Raw genomic sequence first — 18066 nt, 5'->3', positions numbered from 1 at the left:
TCCATTGGCCCGCGCTTGTTTGCATGCAGGAATGGACCACATCACGTTCCTCGTGGCGGTCGTCATCGTCACGGCACTCACCTTCGACTTCACCAACGGATTCCACGACACGGCGAACGCGATGGCCACGTCCATCGCCACCGGCGCGCTCGCTCCCCGTACGGCGGTCCTGATCAGCGGTGTCCTCAACGTCGTCGGTGCCTTCCTGTCCACGGAGGTCGCCAGGACCGTCTCGGGCGGCATCGTGGACGACACCCTCGTCTCCCCGGGCATGATCTTCGCGGGGCTCGTCGGCGCGATCCTTTGGAATCTGCTGACCTGGCTGGTCGGGCTGCCCTCGAGCTCCTCGCACGCCCTGTTCGGCGGGCTGATCGGGGCCGTGTGGGTCGGGGCGGGCAGCCACGGCGTCGACTTCGGCAAGGTCGTTGAGAAGGTGCTGGTGCCGGCGGTGGCCTCGCCGGTGGTGGCCGGTGTCGCCGCGCTGCTCGCCACCCACCTCGCCTACCGGCTGACCGACCGCGCCCGCGAGGACTCCGTCACCCGGGGCTTCCGTATCGGCCAGATCGCCTCCGCCTCGCTGGTCTCCCTCGCCCACGGCACCAACGACGCGCAGAAGACCATGGGCGTCATCACCCTCACGCTGATCTCGGTCGGTGCGCTCGGCCATGACGCGGGACCGCCGCTGTGGGTCATCGCGTCCGCGGGCCTCGCCATCGGCCTCGGCACCTACCTGGGCGGCTGGCGGATCATCCGCACCATGGGCAAGGGCCTCACCGAGATCCAGTCGCCCCAGGGCTTCGCGGCCGAGACGGCCTCCACGACCGTCATCCTGACCTCCGCCCACCTCGGCTTCGCCCTGTCCACCACCCAGGTGGCCTCGGGCAGCATCCTGGGCGCGGGCCTCGGTCGCAGACTCGCGGAGATCCGCTGGGGCGTGGCGGGGCGGATGGCGGTCGCCTGGACGGTCACCCTGCCCGCCGCCGCACTGGTCGGCGGCCTGATCGCCGCGGTCGTGCAGAACGGCGGGGACGCCGGCACGGCGGTCGTCGCGCTGGTCGGCACGGTCCTCGCCGCGGGCATGGTGGTCGTCTCGCGCCGTAACCCGGTGCACGCGCGCAACGTCAACGACGCGCACGAGGTCGGCATCCGCACCCAGCAGCCGGCCAAGGTCGGCACGGCCGCCTGAGAGACAGGGAGCCGGACATGCATCTGGACCGGACCGCGCTCGGCCGGGCCACCGCGGGTGAGCGTCGAGGCCTCCGTCACCGTGGTCGTCGTCTTCGTGCTCGGCGTCCGCGGCCTCGCCCGGCTGGAGGGCACCCGCGAGCAGCGGGGCGGCGCGTCCGCCCTCGGTCTCGCCCAGGCCACCCTGTGCTTCCTCGCCCGCACGGCCGTGGTGGCGTACGGGACACCTGATCGTCCCCCCCGGTAGGGCGCCACGACGAAGGGGCCCGGCCGGTTCTCGGTCGGGCCCCTTCGTCGTACGAGGCGGTCAGGCCTTCTTGGTCTCCCAGAAGATCTTGTCGATCTGGGCGATGTAGTCCAGCGCCTTCTGGCCGGTGGCCGGGTCGGTCGACGCCTTGGCGGCCGAGAGGGCCTTCAGGGTGTCGTTGACCAGCTGGTGCAGCTCCGGGTACTTCTCGAAGTGCGGAGGCTTGAAGTAGTCGCTCCACAGCACCGACACGTGGTGCTTGGCGAGCTCGGCGCGCTGCTCCTTGATGACGGTGGCGCGCGCCTGGAAGTGCGGGTCGTCGTTGGCGGCCATCTTCTCCTGCACGGCCTTCACCGACTCCGCCTCGATGCGGGCCTGGGCGGGGTCGTACACACCGCAGGGAAGGTCGCAGTGCGCACTGACCTTGACCTTGGGGGCAAACAGGCGGGAAAGCATGGAGCATTCCTTCCTCGTGATCGTCTTCTCACAGGGGACATTACTCCGTGAGGGACGGCTTTTGGCGGGTGCCCCCATGGGCTTAGGACAAAAGTCCGGGGTGAGACTGAGACTGGTGGACGAAGAACCGGGGAGGTGCCGGGTGATGCCGGAGCTGCCGCAGGAGTCCGAGCGGGGGAGGCCGGCCCCGCCCTTCGGGCTGGCCGAGGTGACCGGGCCGTCCATGGTGCCCACACTGCACCACGGGGACCGGCTCCTGGTGCACTACGGGGCCCGGGTCAGGCCCGGGGACGTCGTGGTGCTGCGGCACCCCTTCCAGCAGGACCTGCTGGTCGTCAAGCGGGTTGCCCAGCGGCGCGAGAGCGGCTGGTGGGTGCTCGGGGACAACGCGTACGCCGGCGGCGACAGCACCGACTACGGCGTCGTGCCCGACGAACTGGTCCTCGGGCGGGTCCGGTTCCGCTACCGGCCGCGCAGGCCGGACCGGCGGTCGCCGGGGGCGCTGCTGGGCTGGGCGCTGTCGGCGGCCAGGCCTGTCCTTTCGGGCAGGTCGGGCCGGGCGGCCTCCAGGCGTTTGCGGGCGCGGTAGGCCGCCACGTTGGCGCGGGTCGCACAGCGGTCGGAGCAGTAGCGCCGGGAGCGATTGGTGGAGGTGTCGAGGTAGGCGTTGCGGCAGGGGGCGGCCTCGCACAGGCCGAGGCGGTCCACGCCGTACTCGGTCAGGTGGAACGCCAGGCCCATCGCCGCGATCGCCGCATAGCCCGCGGTGGCGTTCGACGGGTGGTCCGCCAGGTGCATGTGCCACAGGGGGCGGCCGTCGTCGTCACGGACGTCGTGCCCGGAGATCTGCGGGCTCACCGGGAACTCCAGCAGCAGCGAGTTCAGCAGGTCGACGGCGAGCCTCTCGTCGCCCGAGTCGGCCGCCTCGAAGACCGCGCGCAGCCGGGCCCGGACCGAGCGGAAGCGGGTGACGTCCGCGTCGGTGGCGCGGCGGGCCGCGGACTGCTGGCCGCCGAACAGATCGCGGATGGCCTCGACCGACGTCAGGGCGTCCTTGCCCCGGGCCGGCTCCTCGGTGTTGACGAGGCGCACGGCGTAGTCCGAGTAATAGGCCAGTTCCACTTGGAGTCCTTACGGAGGGGCTTCATGGTCGTGGGTGCGCACTTGTAACAGCTGATGGTGCATCCAGGGTATTACGAAGGGCTCGGCGGCGGACGCCCGACAACCTGAGGCCACCGCCGGCCGGCCCCCCGGCAGAAGAACCGGGACCTGCGGCAGGCGCGATTCCCGATCGTGCTGCCGTACCTTCGCGGGCACCGCCCCGCGCGTCCTCGACCTCGCCGGCAGTGCCTTCATGAACGCGGAGCACATGATCGACGAGTCGACGCCCCGGATCAACCCGCCGGTGCGGGCGCGGCGGCGCGTTCGCGTGGATCGCGGATCCACGGCGCGGCGGGGCGTCCGCGCGGGTGGGGCCGAGTGGGGCGGCCTCCTCGACCGGACTGTGTGGTGGCAGCTCGCCGCGAGGGCCTGCTCCTCGCCGGATCCACGGCGCGGCGGGGCGTCCGCGCGGATCGGGCCGAGTGGGGCGGCCTCCTCGACCGGACTGTGTGGTGGCAGCTCGCCGCGAGGGCCTGCTCCTCGCCGGATCCACGGCCCGGCGCCAGCGCTCCACGGAGAGCACGCGGGCGGTGACATGTGGTCGGCCCGGCGTCGCGCGTGCGAGCGAGGAGGGGGTCGGCGAGGCCGGGCCGGTGCGGGGCTCGCCCTCGGACACCTGCTGCCGTCCGGGAAGCAGGCAGGCGAAAGGGGCGGTACGGACACCCCGTACCGCCCCTTCGCGTGCGTGACGTCAGAGCACCTTGGACAGGAACGACTTCGTCCGCTCGTGCTGCGGGTTCGTCAGCACCTCGCGCGGGTGACCGGATTCCACCACCACACCGCCGTCCATGAAGACCAGGCTGTCGCCCACCTCGCGGGCGAAACCCATCTCGTGGGTGACGACGATCATCGTCATTCCCGATTCGGCCAGGTCGCGCATGACGTCCAGGACGTCACCGACCAGCTCCGGGTCGAGTGCCGAGGTCGGCTCGTCGAACAGCATCAGCTTCGGGTCCATGGCGAGGGCCCGGGCGATGGCGACGCGCTGCTGCTGGCCGCCGGAGAGCTGCGAGGGGTAGTTGCCCGCCTTGTCGGCCAGGCCCACCCGGTCCAGCAGTTCCAGGGCGCGTTCCCTGGCCTTGGCCCTGCTCACGCCCTTGACCTGGATCGGCGCCTCCATGACGTTCTCCACGGACGTCATGTGCGGGAACAGGTTGAAGCGCTGGAAGACCATGCCGATGTCCCGGCGCTTGACGGCGACCTCGCTGTCCTTCAGCTCGTAGAGCTTGTCGCCCTTCTGCCGGTAGCCGACCAGCTCGCCGTCGACGTACAGGCGGCCGGCGTTGATCTTCTCCAGGTGGTTGATGCACCGGAGGAAGGTGGACTTGCCGGAGCCGGAGGGACCGATGAGGCAGAACACCTCGCCGGACTTCACCTCAAGGTCGATCCCCTTGAGGACTTCTACGGCGCCGAAGGACTTGTGGACGCCCTCGGCCTTGACCATGGCGGTCATGCGGTGCCTCCCGTCGACGCCGAGCGGTTGGACAGGGACAGCACGTTCGCCTTGATCTTCTGGAAGGGGGTGGCCGGCAGGGACCGGCTCGAACCACGCGCGTAGTACCGCTCCAGGTAGTACTGGCCGATGCTGAAGACCGAGGTCAGCAGCAGGTACCAGGCCGCCGCCAGGAACAGCATCTCGGCGGGGGCGCCGGAGGTCTGCCCGATGTCCTGAGCGGCACGGAGCAGCTCCGGATACTGGACGACCGAGACCAGCGAGGTCGTCTTCAGCATGTTGATGACCTCGTTGCCCGTCGGGGGCACGATCACGCGCATCGCCTGCGGGATGACGATCCGGCGCAGCGTCTTGGAGTGGCTCATGCCGAGGGCGTGCGACGCCTCGGTCTGGCCCTCGTCGACCGAGAGCAGGCCGGCACGGCAGATCTCCGCCATGTACGCGGCCTCGTTCAGGCCGAGGCCCAGCAGCGCCGTCAGGAACGGGGTCATGAAGTCCGACCACTCGTCCTTGTAGAACGGCCCGAGGTTGATGTACTCGAAGACCAGGCCCAGGTTGAACCAGACGATCAGCTGGACCAGGACCGGGGTGCCGCGGAAGAACCAGATGTAGAACCACGCGATCGACGAGGTCACCGGGTTCTTCGACAGGCGCATCACGGCCAGCAGGACGCCGCCGATGATGCCGATCGCCATGGACAGCACGGTCAGCAGGAGCGTCTTGCCGACGCCGTCGAGGATGCGGTCGTCGAAGAAGTAGTCCGGGATCGCGTCCCAGTTGATCTTGCCCTGGGCGAACGCGTAGACGACCCCGGCCAGCAGGGCGATGGCGACGGCGGCGGACACGTACCGCCCGTAGTGCCGGACCGGGATGGCCTTGATGGCCTCCGGCCCGGCCGGGGGCGTGTCGGCCGGGGTCTTGTCGATGTCAACAGTCACGGGTGTTGCCTTTCAGTGCCGCTGCGTCGCGGTCACTTGCCGCCGTTGATGGTGGCTTCCTCGATGGCGCCATCCGTGACGCCCCACTTCTTCATGATCTTCTCGTACTCGCCGTTCTCGATGACGGCGTCGAGGGCGGCCTTGAGGGCGTCCCGCAGCTGCGTCTGGTTCTTGGCGACCGCGATGCCGTACGGAGCGGCCTCCACCTGCTCGCCGACCAGCTGGAAGTCCTTGCCGCCGCCGGAGGTCTTCACGGCGTACGCGGCGACCGGGAAGTCGGACGAGCCGGCGTCGGCGCCGCCCGCGCGCAGCCGCGTCTGGGCCTGCTGGTCGTTGTCGAAGGACTCGATGGCGATCTTCTTGCCGCCCGGGCACTTCTTCGACTCCGCCTTGGCGAGGTCCTCGGAGACGGTGCCGCGCTGCAGCACGATCTTCTTGCCGCACAGGTCGGACCAGGTCTTGATGCCCTGGTCGTCGCCCTTCTTGGTGTAGATCGAGACACCGGCGGTGAAGTAGTCCACGAAGTCGACGCCCTCGCCGACCTTCTTGCCGGTGTCGGAGTCGATGCCCTCCTGGCGGTCCTTGGTGTCGGTCATCGCGGACATGGCGATGTCGTACCGCTTGGAGCGCAGACCCGTGATCAGCGTGTCGAAGGTGCCGTTCTCGAACTGGAACGTGACCCCGAGCTGCTTGCCCATGGCGGCGGCGAGGTCGGGGTCGATGCCGACGACCTTGCCGGAGCTGTCCTTGAACTCGACCGGGGCGTAGGCGATGTCGGAGCCGACCTTGATGACACCCTTGTCGCGGATGGCCTTGGGCAGCTTGTCGGCGAGCGGGGCCGAGGCCGCGGTGTCGCTCGAGCCGGTGTCCTTGGTCTGGTCACCGCATCCGGTGAGCATCAGCGCGCCTGCGACCGCGATCGCACCGACCGCTGCTAGCCGGGAGTGCGCGGCGGTCGTACGACGGGTGGAGCTTGCGGTCATGGTGGGTTCCTCCGGCGGATGGGTGGAGTTGCCGATGGGGCGGGCCGCTGCCGATGGGGTTCGACACGGCCGTGGCACGCCGAAGGTTTCGGCAGTGCCGTGGGTCGACGAGAGCACACGTCTTCGAGTGTCGCGACCTCGTGTGATTACGGCATCTTGCCATTCGGACTGCGCGATTCTGGGCGCCAGTCATGTCAAAATCGGATAACGGGCGACCCCCGAACCGCACCACTCCGGTACATCACGGCCGGACCTTCTACGGGAATCACCCCTTCCGGCCGGAAGAACTTCGGTAAATCCCGGGATGTCGACACGAGGGCCGCGGGCTTCGCCAGTGGTTGAGTGGTTGTATCGGGTTTGTCCAGGTCTTGTCCTGATTTTGGACGAAGAGTCAGAGCGCCGCCATGTGACCTTCGCGTTATGGACTCGTCCTCGATGCCGTCCGTCCGGTAAGAAGGGTCCTTACACCCCTCATCCGGGGCTCAGGGCGCGTGTGCGGCGCGCCCGTCGCGTACGCGCCCGTACGTATACACGTACAAGCACGACATGGGCCTACGCGGTGCCCGCCCACCCCTCACCAGGAGTGGCCACCCTCAAACCAATGAAGATTTAAGGGGTAAAACGAAGTGGCAGCGGAGATTGTCAATCCTCGCAGCGAGAGCAGGACCGGCGATACGGATCACGAGGGCGGTGCGGAGCCCCTCGACTCCTTCGACCCGGCGTTCGCGTTGCACCGCGGCGGCAAGATGGCCGTGCAGGCCACCGTGCCGGTCCGTGACAAGGACGATCTGTCCCTGGCGTACACGCCCGGCGTCGCGAAGGTGTGCAGCGCGATCGCGGAGCAGCCGGAGCTGGTGCACGACTACACGTGGAAGTCATCGGTCGTGGCCGTCGTGACGGACGGTACGGCCGTGCTGGGGCTCGGTGACATCGGCCCCGAGGCCTCCCTCCCGGTGATGGAGGGCAAGGCGATCCTGTTCAAGCAGTTCGGCGGCGTGGACGCGGTTCCCATCGCCCTGAACTGCACGGATGTCGACGAGATCGTCGAGACCGTGGTGCGGCTCGCGCCGTCGTTCGGCGGGGTCAACCTGGAGGACATCTCGGCGCCCCGGTGCTTCGAGGTGGAGCGGAAGCTGCAGGAGCGGCTGGACATCCCGGTCTTCCATGACGACCAGCACGGTACGGCCGTGGTGACGCTGGCCGCCCTGCGGAACGCCGCGCGGCTGAGCGGGCGGGCACTGGGCGAGCTGAGGGCCGTCATCTCCGGCGCCGGCGCGGCGGGTGTCGCCATCGCCAAGATGCTGGTCGAGGCGGGGATCGGGGATGTGGCGGTGGCCGACCGCAAGGGTGTCGTGTCGGCTGACCGTGACGACCTCACGCCGGTGAAGCAGGAACTGGCCGGGTTCACGAACAAGGCCGGCATCACCGGGTCGCTGGAGTCGGCGCTGAACGGGGCCGATGTGTTCATCGGCGTGTCCGGTGGGACGGTCCCGGAGTCCGCGGTGGCGACGATGGCCGAGGGCGCGTTCGTCTTCGCCATGGCGAACCCGAACCCCGAAGTGCACCCCGAGGTGGCGCACAAGTACGCGGCGGTCGTCGCGACCGGACGGTCGGACTTCCCGAACCAGATCAACAACGTGCTGGCGTTCCCCGGGATCTTCGCCGGGGCGCTGCAGGTGCGGGCCTCCCGGATCACCGAGGGGATGAAGCTGGCCGCCGCGGAGGCGCTGGCCGCTGTGGTCGGGGACGATCTCGCCGCCGACTACGTCATCCCGTCGCCGTTCGACGAGCGGGTCGCTCCGGCGGTCACCGCCGCGGTGGCGGCCGCGGCCCGGGCCGAGGGTGTGGCTCGGCGCTGAGGCCGACGCAGATGTGATGTGGCCCCGCCCGGGATCGGGCGGGGCCATTTCTTTGCGTTCGGGTGGGGCCGTTCGGGTGGTGTGCGGGTGCTCCGGCGGTGGGGGTGTGGGTGTCTCCGGCGGTGGAGTGCGGGTGTTTCCGGGTCGTGGGGTGCGGGGGTGCGGGGGTGCTTCGCCTGATTGCCGGTGGCGGGCCGGGGGGCGCGTCGGGTGGTGTCCTCCTCGGCACGGCGCGAGGGGGTCTCACGCCGACTGACTGGCCTTGACGCGCCAACCGGCCGCGGCCGGACACCCCCGACGCGTCCCCTCGCGTCGTCCGGTGGCTGTGGCTGCGGCTGCACGTCGGCGCGCCGGGTCCGGCCCGGCACCACACCGCCCGTCCCTGGCAAGAGGGCGTGTCTCACAGGGGCGGATGGTTCCTTCGGCCCCTCGCGGAACCTATCGTCAAGGTCATGTTCGCTGTCTACGCCGCCCGAATCGACCGCGACCAGCCGCTGTCCGGCCTGGAGTTGGGAGAGCGCCCGGCTCCCGAGGCCCGTCCCGGCTGGAGTACCGTCACGGTCAAGGCCGCATCCCTCAACCACCACGACCTCTGGTCCCTGCGTGGCGTGGGCCTCGCAGAGGACAAACTGCCGATGATCCTCGGCTGTGACGCCGCCGGCGTCGACGAGGACGGCAACGAAGTCGTCCTGCACTCCGTGATCGGACAGAGCGGGCACGGGGTCGGCCCGAAGGAACCCCGGTCCATCCTCACCGAGCGTTACCAGGGCACCTTCGCCGAGCAGGTCGCCGTGCCGACCTGGAACATCCTGCCCAAGCCCAAGGAGCTCTCCTTCGAGGAGGCCGCCTGTCTGCCCACGGCGTGGCTGACCGCGTACCGGATGCTGTTCACCAACGCGGGTGTCCGCCCCGGCGACTCCGTGCTGGTGCAGGGCGCCGGCGGTGGTGTCGCCACGGCCGCCATCGTGCTGGGCAAGGCCGCCGGTCTCCGGGTCTTCGCCACCAGCCGGGACGAGGCCAAGCGGAAGCGGGCCGTGGAGCTCGGGGCCGTGGAGGCGCTGGAGTCCGGAGCGCGGCTGCCGCAGCGGGTCGACGCCGTGATCGAGACCGTCGGGGCCGCCACCTGGTCGCATTCCGTGAAGTCACTGAAGCCCGGCGGCACGCTGGTGATCTCCGGTGCCACCAGCGGTGACCGGCCCTCGCACGCCGAGCTGACCCGGATCTTCTTCCTCGAACTCAAGGTCGTCGGGTCCACCATGGGCACCAAGGACGAACTGGAGGACTTGCTCGCCTTCTGTGCCGCCACCGGTGTGCGGCCCGTCATCGACGAGGTCATGCCCATGGATCGCGCGCGGGAGGGCTTCGAGCGGCTGGCTTCGGGTGAACAGTTCGGGAAGGTCGTGCTGACGAATCCCTGAGCACTGCTGAGGGTGCGTTGACGGTCGGTCCGAGCGGGCCGGCCGTTTTCGTATGTCAACTGGGGTTGACGCGAGCGGGGTGTCAACATAGGTTGACATCATGACCGAAGCAACGGATCTGGCCGAGCGCGCGGGTGACCGTGATCCTCGGGTCGGCCTGCGAGCCGTCGCCGCGCTGCGCCGGCTGCTGGAGCAGTTGGAGGCCGTGCAGGTGCGCAATGCGCGCAACCACGGCTGGTCCTGGCAGGAGATCGCCACCGAACTCGGTGTGAGCAGGCAGGCCGTGCACAAGAAGTACGGGAGGCATTGATGTTCGAGCGGTTCACGAAGGACGCCAGGGATGTGGTGAAGGACGCGTACGAGCATGTGGAGGGGAGCGGTGGGGGCGGGCAGTGTGTGGAGCCGGAGCATCTGCTGCTGGCACTGCTCGACCGGGAAGGCAGTCGCGGCTCCTTCGCGCTCACGGCTCTCGGGCTCGGTGAGCGGCGGGAGTCCGTGCGCGAGGCGCTGCGTGAAGCGCGGCGGCGGGCCGGGCTGACACAGGCCGACACCGATGCGCTGGCCGGGCTGGGGATCGACGTGAAGGAGATCGTCGCCCGGGTGGAGGATGTGCACGGAGTCGGCGCCCTGGCCGGCGACCGCAAGGACAAGCGGTGGTGGTCGGGGCGGGTCTCCTTCGGCCGGGGTGCCAAGGACGTGCTGGAGCGTTCGCTGCGGGTCGCTCTCGCCCAGCGGGACCGGCACATCGGGGACGAGCACATCCTGCTGGCCCTGACCCTGCGTCCCGATGTGCCGGCCGAGGTCCTCGCCGACCACGGGGTGACGTACGAGTCCCTGGTGCGGGTGCTGTACGGCAGTGGCGGCGAGGCCAAGGCCGGCTGAGGGCTGCGCCCCGGGCGCCTACTTCTTCTGCGTGCGCAGGAGGGCTCCGATGTGGGCCGCCGCCGTCGACAGGTGGCGGCGGGCGTCGCGGAGCTGGTCGGGGCGGACGCCGTGGTCGCGGGCCGCGTCCCGGATGTCGTCCCGGAAGCGGTCGAGGAGACGATCCAGGTCGCGCGCAGGGTCGCCGGTGGAGTCCGCGGCGTCCTCGTGGGCCCAGGCCGGTACGTAGGCGGCCGGGAAGTCTTCCGGGGGCTGTGATGAGGAGGTCGGCTCCGCCGGCTTGCCGGTGCCGGTCCAGTCGAAGCCGAAATCCTTGCCGAAGTCCTTGCCGTAGTCCTTTCCGAACTCGCCCACCTCCTTGACCAGCTCGCTCAGGCCCTCCCGCAGGCCCGTCGGCCAGTCGCCGCGGGCGAAGTGGTCCTGCACCTGCTCCTGGACGCGGCGGGTGATGCGCTGCACCTGCTCCTGGGCCTGGGCGCGGGCCTGCTCCTGGGCCTCCTTCGCCTGGCGGCGGGCGCGCTGGGCGTCCTCCCGGGCGCGGCGGCTCTCGTCCTTGGCGCGCCGGGCCTGTTCCTTCCACTCCTGCCGGGCGCGGCGCATCTCCTCCTTGGCGATGCGCCAGGCCTCCCCGTCGCCGTACTGCGAGAAGTCACCGTCAGGGGCACCCGCCGGGCCGTCGGTCCTGGTGCCGGTGTCCCGGCGGGCCTCGGTCGCCGCCGCGCGCATCTCGCGGCGCAGGTCACCGGCGGCTCCGCGCACATCGGCCCGGATCTCCGCGGCCAGCTCCGCCACGGACTCCCGGATCTCCAGCTCCAGGTCGGCCAGCTCACCTCTGCGGTCGGCCAGTTCGGCTCGGCCCGCGTCCGTGATCGAGTAGACCTTGCGGCCGCCCTCGGTGGTGTGGGTGACCAGGCCCTCGGCCTCCAGCTTGGCCAGGCGCGGGTAGACCGTGCCGGCCGACGGCGCGTACAGCCCCTGGAAGCGCTCTTCGAGGAGGCGGATCACCTCGTAGCCGTGGCGGGGGGCCTCGTCCAGCAACTTCAGCAGGTAGAGGCGGAGGCGGCCGTGGGCGAAGACGGGGGGCATGTCAGAGCACCTTCTTGTCGGTCGTGCCGTCGGCCGGGGCGGTGGTGGGGGCGCCGCCGGGGCCGGAGACGGAATTGTCTCCCGAGCCGCCCCGGGGATCGCCCGCCGGGTCCGCCGACGCGGCGCCGGGCCGCGTGTCCCACGGCTCCTCGTCCTCGTCCTCCCGGGCCGGGCGCCGCAGCAGGGCGATCGAGCCGGACACGGTGGTGGCCCGGAGTTTGCCGGTGCCCTCGCCGAGGCGGCCCGTGATCTTGTGGGCGCCCCACTGGCCGTGCACCCGCAGTCCGTCGAAGGCGTTGGAGACGGAGCCGCTCGCCGTGTTCGCCTCGACGTCCGCGTCCGCCGGGTACGGCAGCCGGATCGCGATCTCGCCCGAGACGCTGGTCAGCCGGACGTCCGTCGGGCCGTTCGGATCGAGGTCGACGATCATCGAGCCGCTGACCGACTCCGCCCGCACGGAGGGGCCGGAGCCCTCGACCACCGTGAGGTCGCCGGAGACCGATGTGAACCGCAGGTCGCCGGTCACGTCCTGGGCCTCCAGGTTCCCGGAGACCGTTTCGGCGCGGACCGGGCCGGAGAGGCCGACCAGGGTCGTGTCGCCGGTGACGCCCTTCACCACCGACGGGCCCTGGATCCCGGAGATCACGGCACCCGCGCCCACCACCCCGACCTCCACCCGGGTGCCGGCCGGGACGGCCAGGGAGACCACCGCGCTGCGGCGCCAGCCCTTGCGGTCCAGCCACTTGAGGAAGCCCTTCCACGGCAGGTCCTCGTAGGCCACCGTGAGGGTGCCGTCCTGGCGGCTCACCCTCAGGGGCGGCCCCTCGATCTCGGAGATCTCCAGGCGGGCGGAACCTTCGTCGGTGCCCACCACGTTCACCGTTCCGTTGACGAGACGTACGTGCAGATCGCTCACGGGCTCGTCGAAGGTGAGCTTCCTCGGTTCCGTGACGGACCACTCGGACATGGTGCAGACCTCCCACGAATCGACGCGCCATATCGCGTCCCCTCATAATCACGATATATCGCGGTCCTGGAAAGTCAAGGCACCCGTTCTGGCGACAGCCGAGTGCGCAAAAGTCTTCAAGGTGTGGCAAATCGCCCTAGCGTGTGAGCATGTCGACGGAAGCTGACCGCACCGGTCCCGCCCCCGGGGCGCTGCTGTTGTGCCGGGCGTCGCCCGCCTCCGTCGCCTCCGTCGCACATCTGCTGCGCGAACCGATGCAGCTCACCCGCGCGGGCGACGAATGGAGTGCTCTCGTCCCCGAGGGCCGTCCCTGGCGGGACGGCGCCGATCCCGTCGACCGGGTGGTCACCGGCTGGGCCACGGCCCTCGCCGTCGGCGCGCCCTGGCCCGTCCTCGCCCTGTGGTGGGACTCCGAGCACGCGGGATTCACGTTCGCGTCCGGCTTCCGCCGCCCGGTCGGCTTCGTATGGCTCGCGAGCGGCGTCCCGGCGGGGGAGGACGAGGCGATGCGCACCTTCGCGGCACGCCTGGGCCTCGACCCCGTCCTGGACGTCCAGGCCCTCGGGCAGCTGACCGAACCCGACTCCGCGGCCGACGCCGGCGCCCGCCTGCGCGGCCTGCTCGCGGTGCTCGCGCGCGTGGGGGTCTCCCTGCCCGCCGGACTCGCCCCCGGCGAACCCGCCGACCGGCTCCGGGAGGCCGCGGCTCGCCGGCCGGACTCCGTGCCCGTCGAGTGGCCGGGATGGCGTGAGGCGGTCGGGGCACGCGACACCGTCGACCACAGCCGCCTCGGCCCCTGGATGCCCTGGACGGGCGGTCCGAGGGCCCGCGCCCTGGCCATCGCCCAGGTGGCGGCGGGCATCCCGCTCATCGCCCGGGGCCTGAGACGGCGCAGCGGCGGCTGGGTCACGGCGGGAGCGCTGCTCCTCGCGCACGGCGCACTGGGCCTGGCGTACACCCTCACGCATCCGCCCGACTGACACCCTGACGCCTGACGCCTGACGCCTGACGCCTGACGCCTCGACGGCGGCGCGTGTCCTACTCGTCGTCCTCGTCGTCCAGCCGCGCCAGCCACGTCGCCAGCCGCTCCACCGGAACCTCGAAGTCGGGATTGAGATCGACGAACGTCCGCAGTTGCTCGGCGAGCCACTCGAAGGTGACTTCCTCCTCGCCGCGCCGCTTCTCCAGTTCCTCGATGCCACGGTCCGTGAAGTACATGCCCCCAAGGATAGGTGTGCGCAAACGGCCGGGCCGCATCCCCGAAGCGGGGATGCGGCCCGGTCACGCGGCACGTGCGAGGACGATTACGCCTCGAACACCTCGCGCACCAGCTGCTCCTGCTCGGCCTGGTGCCGCTTCGCGGAACCCACCGCCGGGGACGAGCCGTGCGGGCGCGAGATGCGCCGCAGCCGCTCGCCGTGCGGGACGTCCGCGCCGACCGCCAGGTCCAGGTGGTCGATCAGGTTGAGCGCGATGAACGGCCAGGCGCCCTGGTTCGCCGGCTCCTCCTGGGCCCACAGGTACTTCTCGGCGTTCGGGTACTTCTTGATCTCCGCCTGGAGCTCGGCACCCGCCAGCGGGTACAGGCGCTCGATGCGGATGATCGCCGTGTCCGTCACACCGCGCTTCTGACGCTCGGCCTCCAGGTCGTAGTAGACCTTGCCGGCGCAGAAGACGACCTTCTTCACCGCGGCCGGGTCGACCGACGCGTCACCGATGACCGGCTGGAACTGGCCCGTCGTGAACTCCTCCGCCTTGGCCGCCGCCGCCTTCAGGCGCAGCATCGACTTCGGCGTGAAGACCACCAGCGGCTTGTGGTGCGGGTTGTGCACCTGCCACCGCAGGAGGTGGAAGTAGTTCGACGGAGACGTCGGCATGGCGACCGTCATGTTGTTCTGGGCGCACATCTGGAGGAAGCGCTCCGGGCGGGCCGAGGAGTGGTCCGGGCCCTGGCCCTCGTAGCCGTGCGGCAGGAGCAGGACGACGCCGGACGTCTGGGCCCACTTCTGCTCGGCCGACGAGATGAACTCGTCCACGACCGTCTGCGCGCCGTTGACGAAGTCGCCGAACTGCGCCTCCCACATCACGAGCGCCTCGGGACGGGCCAGCGAGTAGCCGTACTCGAAGCCCATCGCCGCGTACTCGGAGAGGAGGGAGTTGTAGACGTTGAGCCGCGCCTGGTCCTCGGAGAGGTACTGAAGCGGCGTGTACTCCTCGCCGGTGCTGCGGTCGATGATGACCGCGTGGCGCTGGCCGAACGTACCGCGCTGCGAGTCCTGGCCCGCCAGGCGGACCGGGACGCCCTCCAGCAGGAGGGAGCCGATCGCGAGGGTCTCGCCCATGCCCCAGTCGATGGTGCCGTCCTCGACCATCGCCGCCCGGCGCTGCAGCTGCGGCAGCAGACGCGGGTGGACGGTGATGTGGTCGGGGATGTTGACCTGGGACTCGGCGATCCGCTTGACGACCTCCGTGGTCACCGCGGTGTTCACGGCGACCGGGAACTCGGCCTGCGGGTCCGAGGACTCGACCGTCGCCGGCTGGGACGTGGCCTCACGGACCTCCGTGAAGACCTTCTCCAGCTGGCCCTGGTAGTCCTGCAGCGCCTGCTCGGCCTCTTCCAGGGTGATGTCGCCGCGACCGATGAGGGACTCGGTGTAGAGCTTGCGCACCGAGCGCTTCTTGTCGATCAGGTCGTACATCAGCGGCTGGGTGAAGGCCGGGTTGTCCGACTCGTTGTGACCGCGGCGGCGGTAGCAGATGAGGTCGATCACCACGTCCTTGTTGAACGCCTGGCGGAACTCGAAGGCGAGCCGCGCGACGCGGACCACGGCCTCCGGGTCGTCGCCGTTCACGTGGAAGATCGGGGCCTCGATCATGCGGGCCACGTCCGTCGCGTACATGGAGGAACGCGAGGACTCGGGGGCCGCCGTGAAGCCGACCTGGTTGTTGATGACGATGTGGACCGTGCCGCCGGTGCGGTAGCCGCGCAGCTGCGACATGTTCAGGGTCTCGGCCACCACGCCCTGGCCCGCGAAGGCGGCGTCGCCGTGGATCGCGACCGGCAGCACCGTGAAGTCCGTGCCGCCCTTGTTGATGATGTCCTGCTTGGCGCGCGAGACGCCCTCCAGGACCGGGTCCACCGCCTCCAGGTGCGAGGGGTTCGCGACCAGGGAGACCTTGATCTGCTCGCCGTCGAGGCCGGTGAAGGTGCCCTCGGCGCCCAGGTGGTACTTCACGTCGCCGGAGCCGTGCATCGACTTCGGGTCGAGGTTGCCCTCGAACTCGCGGAAGATCTGCGCGTACGACTTGCCGACGATGTTGGCGAGGACGTTCAGCCGGCCGCGGTGGGCCATGCCGATGACGACCTCGTCCAGGCGGGACTCGGCGGCCGAGTCCAGCACGGCGTCCAGCAGCGGGATGACGGACTCGCCGCCCTCCAGGGAGAAGCGCTTCTGGCCGACGTACTTCGTCTGCAGGAAGGTCTCGAAGGCCTCGGCCGCGTTCAGCCGGCGCAGGATGCGCAGCTGCTCCTCGCGCTCCGGCTTGGAGTGCGGGCGCTCCACGCGGTCCTGGATCCACTTGCGCTGCTTCGGGTCCTGGATGTGCATGAACTCGATGCCGGTGGTGCGGCAGTACGAGTCACGCAGGACGCCGAGGATGTCGCGCAGCTTCATCATCGACTTGCCGGAGAAGCCGCCGACGGCGAACTCGCGCTCCAGGTCCCACAGGGTGAGCCCGTGCTCGGTGATGTCCAGGTCGGGGTGCTTGCGCTGCTGGTACTCCAGCGGGTCGGTGTCGGCCATGACGTGGCCGCGGACCCGGTAGGAGTGGATCAGCTCGAAGACGCGGGCGGCCTTGGTGACGTCGTCGTCGTGGGACGCGTCGATGTCCTTGAGCCAGCGGACCGGCTCGTAGGGGATGCGCAGCGCCTCGAAGACGTCGTCGTAGAAGCCGTTCTCACCGAGGAGGAGGTTCGCGACGATCCGCAGGAACTCGCCGGAGGCGGCGCCCTGGATGACCCGGTGGTCGTAGGTCGACGTGAGCGTCATGACCTTCGAGATGCCGAGCTTGTTCAGGGTGTCCTGGGAGGTGCCCTGGAACTCCGCCGGGTAGTCCATGGAGCCGACGCCCATGATCACCGACTGGCCGGGCATCAGACGCGGCACGGAGTGGACGGTGCCGAGGCCGCCGGGGTTGGTCAGGGAGACCGTCACGCCGGTGAAGTCGTCCATGCCGAGCTTGCCGTCGCGGGCGCGGCGGACGATGTCCTCGTAGGCCTGCCAGAACTCGAAGAAGTTCAGCGTCTCGGCCTTCTTGATGCCCGCGACCACGAGCTGACGGTCGCCGTTGGGCTTGACCAGGTCGATGGCGAGACCGAAGTTGATGTGCTCCGGCTTGACCAGGGTCGGCTTGCCGTCCTTCTCCATGAAGGAGTAGTTCATCGACGGCATGGCCTTGATGGCCTGCACCATGGCGTAGCCGATCAGGTGCGTGAAGGAGATCTTCCCGCCCCGGGCCCGCTTCAGGTGGTTGTTGATGACGATGCGGTTGTCGAAGAGCAGCTTCACCGGGACCGCGCGCACGGACGTGGCCGTGGGCACCTCCAGGGAGGCGTTCATGTTCTTCGCGACCGCGGCGGCGGGGCCGCGCAGCACGACCTGCTCGGGGCCCGAGGCGGCCTCCGCGGCGGGCTCGGCCTTCTTCGCGGCGGCGGGCTTGGCGGCGGGCTTGGCGGCCGGGGCGGCCTGCGCCGGAGCTGGGGCCTGGGCCTGGGCCTGGGCCGGGGCTGGGGCCTGGGCCTGCGCGGCGGGCTTCACCGGGGCCGGAGCCGGAGCCGGGGCGGGAGCCGGCGCGGCGGCGGGCTTCTCGGCCGCCGGGGCGGGGGCCTGGGCCGGAGCGGCCGGCTGAGCGGTGGTGGTCCCCGCGGCCCCCGCGGCCGCGGTACCCGCCGGAGCCGAGGCGGCGGCCGCCCCTGGCTTGTAGTCAGCGAAGAAGTCCCACCAGGCTCGGTCTACCGAATTCGGGTCCTGGAGGTACTGCTGATAGATCTCGTCGACGAGCCACTCGTTGGCACCGAACGACGCGGCAGGGTTCTTCCCCGCTTGGTCGGTGTCGGTCGAGATGCTCGAGTTACTGGGGGACTGTGGCGACACGGCGGCAACCGCCCTCTTCCGCTTCACAAGATGATGGACAGCGGGAATCAAGGCTACGCCCCCCGGACGGGGAAGGTCAGGCCGGGCCCGTTCAACGTCGTGCAAGTCACATCTGGAACCGTGTTTCGGGCCTTGAAATGGCGGGAAACAAGCGTGGTTCCGCGTCAGGAGGGAAGAGAGGGGCAGGGCCCCTGGCGCCGATGGCGCGGGCCTGTGCCTGATCACACGTGTCCGCCAGCGCGGACGTCCGTGGATCTTGTGGCTCCGCTTCGAACTTT

The 18066-nt window shown here is 70.2% G+C and carries 16 protein-coding genes and 1 pseudogene; 8 read left to right on the top strand and 9 right to left on the bottom strand.

The window, feature by feature from the left end; translation table 11 throughout:
• Nucleotides 1-31 precede the first annotated feature (31 nt).
• Together ACIQHQ_RS14820 and ACIQHQ_RS14815 are read left to right on the top strand one after the other, a co-directional pair.
• Nucleotides 32-1186 (top strand): anion permease, encoded by a 1155-nt coding sequence (locus ACIQHQ_RS14820; protein WP_402612309.1) that lies wholly within the window; start codon nucleotides 32-34, stop codon nucleotides 1184-1186.
• Between the two features lie 57 nt (nucleotides 1187-1243).
• Complete coding sequence (locus ACIQHQ_RS14815) at nucleotides 1244-1432, top strand: hypothetical protein (RefSeq protein ID WP_402612308.1); 189 nt, start codon at nucleotides 1244-1246, stop codon at nucleotides 1430-1432.
• 60 nt (nucleotides 1433-1492) lie between these two features.
• On the opposite strand, the gene sodN is transcribed toward ACIQHQ_RS14815, so the two are convergent.
• Entirely contained in the window at nucleotides 1493-1888 is a 396-nt protein-coding gene (gene sodN, locus ACIQHQ_RS14810; RefSeq protein WP_020136639.1) for a superoxide dismutase, Ni, read from the bottom strand.
• Between sodN and sodX the strand changes: the two are divergent.
• Nucleotides 1800-2285 (top strand): annotated as a pseudogene (sodX, locus tag ACIQHQ_RS14805) (nickel-type superoxide dismutase maturation protease); the annotation flags it as partial. The gene sodN and the pseudogene sodX overlap by 89 nt on opposite strands.
• A gap of 65 nt (nucleotides 2286-2350) precedes the next feature.
• Here sodX and ACIQHQ_RS14800 read toward each other — a convergent pair.
• From ACIQHQ_RS14800 to ACIQHQ_RS14785, 4 genes are all read right to left on the bottom strand, one after another.
• A complete protein-coding gene (locus ACIQHQ_RS14800) occupies nucleotides 2351-3010 on the bottom strand; it encodes a CGNR zinc finger domain-containing protein (RefSeq protein WP_402612307.1) in 660 nt (219 codons plus the stop codon).
• Between the two features lie 730 nt (nucleotides 3011-3740).
• Nucleotides 3741-4502, bottom strand: a complete 762-nt coding sequence (locus ACIQHQ_RS14795; RefSeq protein ID WP_402612306.1) for an amino acid ABC transporter ATP-binding protein — start codon at nucleotides 4500-4502, stop codon at nucleotides 3741-3743.
• Nucleotides 4499-5440: an amino acid ABC transporter permease gene (locus ACIQHQ_RS14790; protein ID WP_402612305.1), complete on the bottom strand. Its 942-nt coding sequence runs from the start codon at nucleotides 5438-5440 to the stop codon at nucleotides 4499-4501. Before ACIQHQ_RS14790 ends, ACIQHQ_RS14795 begins: the two co-directional genes overlap by 4 nt.
• Nucleotides 5441-5472: 32 nt before the next feature.
• Nucleotides 5473-6423 (bottom strand): ABC transporter substrate-binding protein, encoded by a 951-nt coding sequence (locus ACIQHQ_RS14785; RefSeq protein ID WP_402612304.1) that lies wholly within the window; start codon nucleotides 6421-6423, stop codon nucleotides 5473-5475.
• A 626-nt stretch (nucleotides 6424-7049) separates the two neighbouring features.
• Here ACIQHQ_RS14785 and ACIQHQ_RS14780 point away from each other — a divergent pair.
• The 4 genes from ACIQHQ_RS14780 to ACIQHQ_RS14765 all read left to right on the top strand — a co-directional run bounded on the left by ACIQHQ_RS14780 (nucleotide 7050) and on the right by ACIQHQ_RS14765 (nucleotide 10582).
• Nucleotides 7050-8282 (top strand): NADP-dependent malic enzyme, encoded by a 1233-nt coding sequence (locus ACIQHQ_RS14780; RefSeq protein ID WP_402612303.1) that lies wholly within the window; start codon nucleotides 7050-7052, stop codon nucleotides 8280-8282.
• A 452-nt stretch (nucleotides 8283-8734) separates the two neighbouring features.
• A complete protein-coding gene (locus ACIQHQ_RS14775; protein ID WP_402612302.1) occupies nucleotides 8735-9700 on the top strand; it encodes a zinc-binding dehydrogenase in 966 nt (321 codons plus the stop codon).
• A 100-nt stretch (nucleotides 9701-9800) separates the two neighbouring features.
• The gene (locus ACIQHQ_RS14770) at nucleotides 9801-10010 is read left to right on the top strand and encodes an HTH domain-containing protein (protein WP_024884443.1); all 210 of its coding nucleotides are present in this window, start codon (nucleotides 9801-9803) and stop codon (nucleotides 10008-10010) included.
• On the top strand, nucleotides 10010-10582 hold the full coding sequence (locus ACIQHQ_RS14765) for a Clp protease N-terminal domain-containing protein (RefSeq protein WP_402612300.1): 573 nt from the start codon (nucleotides 10010-10012) through the stop codon (nucleotides 10580-10582). The genes ACIQHQ_RS14770 and ACIQHQ_RS14765 overlap by 1 nt, the downstream gene beginning before the upstream one ends.
• An 18-nt stretch (nucleotides 10583-10600) precedes the next feature.
• Here the strand turns inward: ACIQHQ_RS14765 and ACIQHQ_RS14760 are convergent, their stop codons facing one another.
• Both ACIQHQ_RS14760 and ACIQHQ_RS14755 read right to left on the bottom strand, forming a co-directional pair.
• Complete coding sequence (locus tag ACIQHQ_RS14760) at nucleotides 10601-11668, bottom strand: helix-turn-helix transcriptional regulator (protein ID WP_402612299.1); 1068 nt, start codon at nucleotides 11666-11668, stop codon at nucleotides 10601-10603.
• 1 nt (nucleotide 11669) lies between these two features.
• Entirely contained in the window at nucleotides 11670-12635 is a 966-nt protein-coding gene (locus ACIQHQ_RS14755) for a DUF4097 family beta strand repeat-containing protein (protein ID WP_402612298.1), read from the bottom strand.
• Between the two features lie 149 nt (nucleotides 12636-12784).
• On the opposite strand from ACIQHQ_RS14755, the gene ACIQHQ_RS14750 reads away from it, so the two are divergent.
• A complete protein-coding gene (locus ACIQHQ_RS14750) occupies nucleotides 12785-13615 on the top strand; it encodes a hypothetical protein (RefSeq protein ID WP_402612297.1) in 831 nt (276 codons plus the stop codon).
• A gap of 58 nt (nucleotides 13616-13673) precedes the next feature.
• Here ACIQHQ_RS14750 and ACIQHQ_RS14745 read toward each other — a convergent pair whose 3' ends face one another.
• Nucleotides 13674-13853, bottom strand: coding sequence for a DUF6104 family protein (locus ACIQHQ_RS14745; protein WP_003992906.1), 180 nt, complete (start codon nucleotides 13851-13853; stop codon nucleotides 13674-13676).
• Between the two features lie 86 nt (nucleotides 13854-13939).
• Nucleotides 13940-17788: a multifunctional oxoglutarate decarboxylase/oxoglutarate dehydrogenase thiamine pyrophosphate-binding subunit/dihydrolipoyllysine-residue succinyltransferase subunit gene (locus ACIQHQ_RS14740; protein ID WP_402612296.1), complete on the bottom strand. Its 3849-nt coding sequence runs from the start codon at nucleotides 17786-17788 to the stop codon at nucleotides 13940-13942.
• Between the last annotated feature and the right edge of the window lie 278 nt (nucleotides 17789-18066).

It is taken from the genome of Streptomyces sp. NPDC092370 (assembly GCF_044755265.1).
Classification (GTDB): domain Bacteria; phylum Actinomycetota; class Actinomycetes; order Streptomycetales; family Streptomycetaceae; genus Streptomyces.
The sequence above is the reverse complement of the archived record's forward strand: the minus strand, read 5'-3'. Positions and strand labels throughout refer to the sequence as shown.

Excerpts from the sequence above, each read along its gene's own strand:
- ACIQHQ_RS14785 (WP_402612304.1), bottom strand. The coding sequence starts at position 6,423 with ATGACCGCAAGCTCCACCCGTCGTACGACCGCCGCGCACTCCCGGCTA.
- ACIQHQ_RS14770 (WP_024884443.1), top strand. The coding sequence starts at position 9,801 with ATGACCGAAGCAACGGATCTGGCCGAGCGCGCGGGTGACCGTGATCCT.
- ACIQHQ_RS14745 (WP_003992906.1), bottom strand. The coding sequence starts at position 13,853 with ATGTACTTCACGGACCGTGGCATCGAGGAACTGGAGAAGCGGCGCGGC.
- ACIQHQ_RS14760 (WP_402612299.1), bottom strand. The coding sequence starts at position 11,668 with ATGCCCCCCGTCTTCGCCCACGGCCGCCTCCGCCTCTACCTGCTGAAG.
- sodN (WP_020136639.1), bottom strand. The coding sequence starts at position 1,888 with ATGCTTTCCCGCCTGTTTGCCCCCAAGGTCAAGGTCAGTGCGCACTGC.
- ACIQHQ_RS14755 (WP_402612298.1), bottom strand. The coding sequence starts at position 12,635 with ATGTCCGAGTGGTCCGTCACGGAACCGAGGAAGCTCACCTTCGACGAG.
- ACIQHQ_RS14750 (WP_402612297.1), top strand. The coding sequence starts at position 12,785 with ATGTCGACGGAAGCTGACCGCACCGGTCCCGCCCCCGGGGCGCTGCTG.
- ACIQHQ_RS14765 (WP_402612300.1), top strand. The coding sequence starts at position 10,010 with ATGTTCGAGCGGTTCACGAAGGACGCCAGGGATGTGGTGAAGGACGCG.
- ACIQHQ_RS14795 (WP_402612306.1), bottom strand. The coding sequence starts at position 4,502 with ATGACCGCCATGGTCAAGGCCGAGGGCGTCCACAAGTCCTTCGGCGCC.
- ACIQHQ_RS14820 (WP_402612309.1), top strand. The coding sequence starts at position 32 with ATGGACCACATCACGTTCCTCGTGGCGGTCGTCATCGTCACGGCACTC.
- ACIQHQ_RS14775 (WP_402612302.1), top strand. The coding sequence starts at position 8,735 with ATGTTCGCTGTCTACGCCGCCCGAATCGACCGCGACCAGCCGCTGTCC.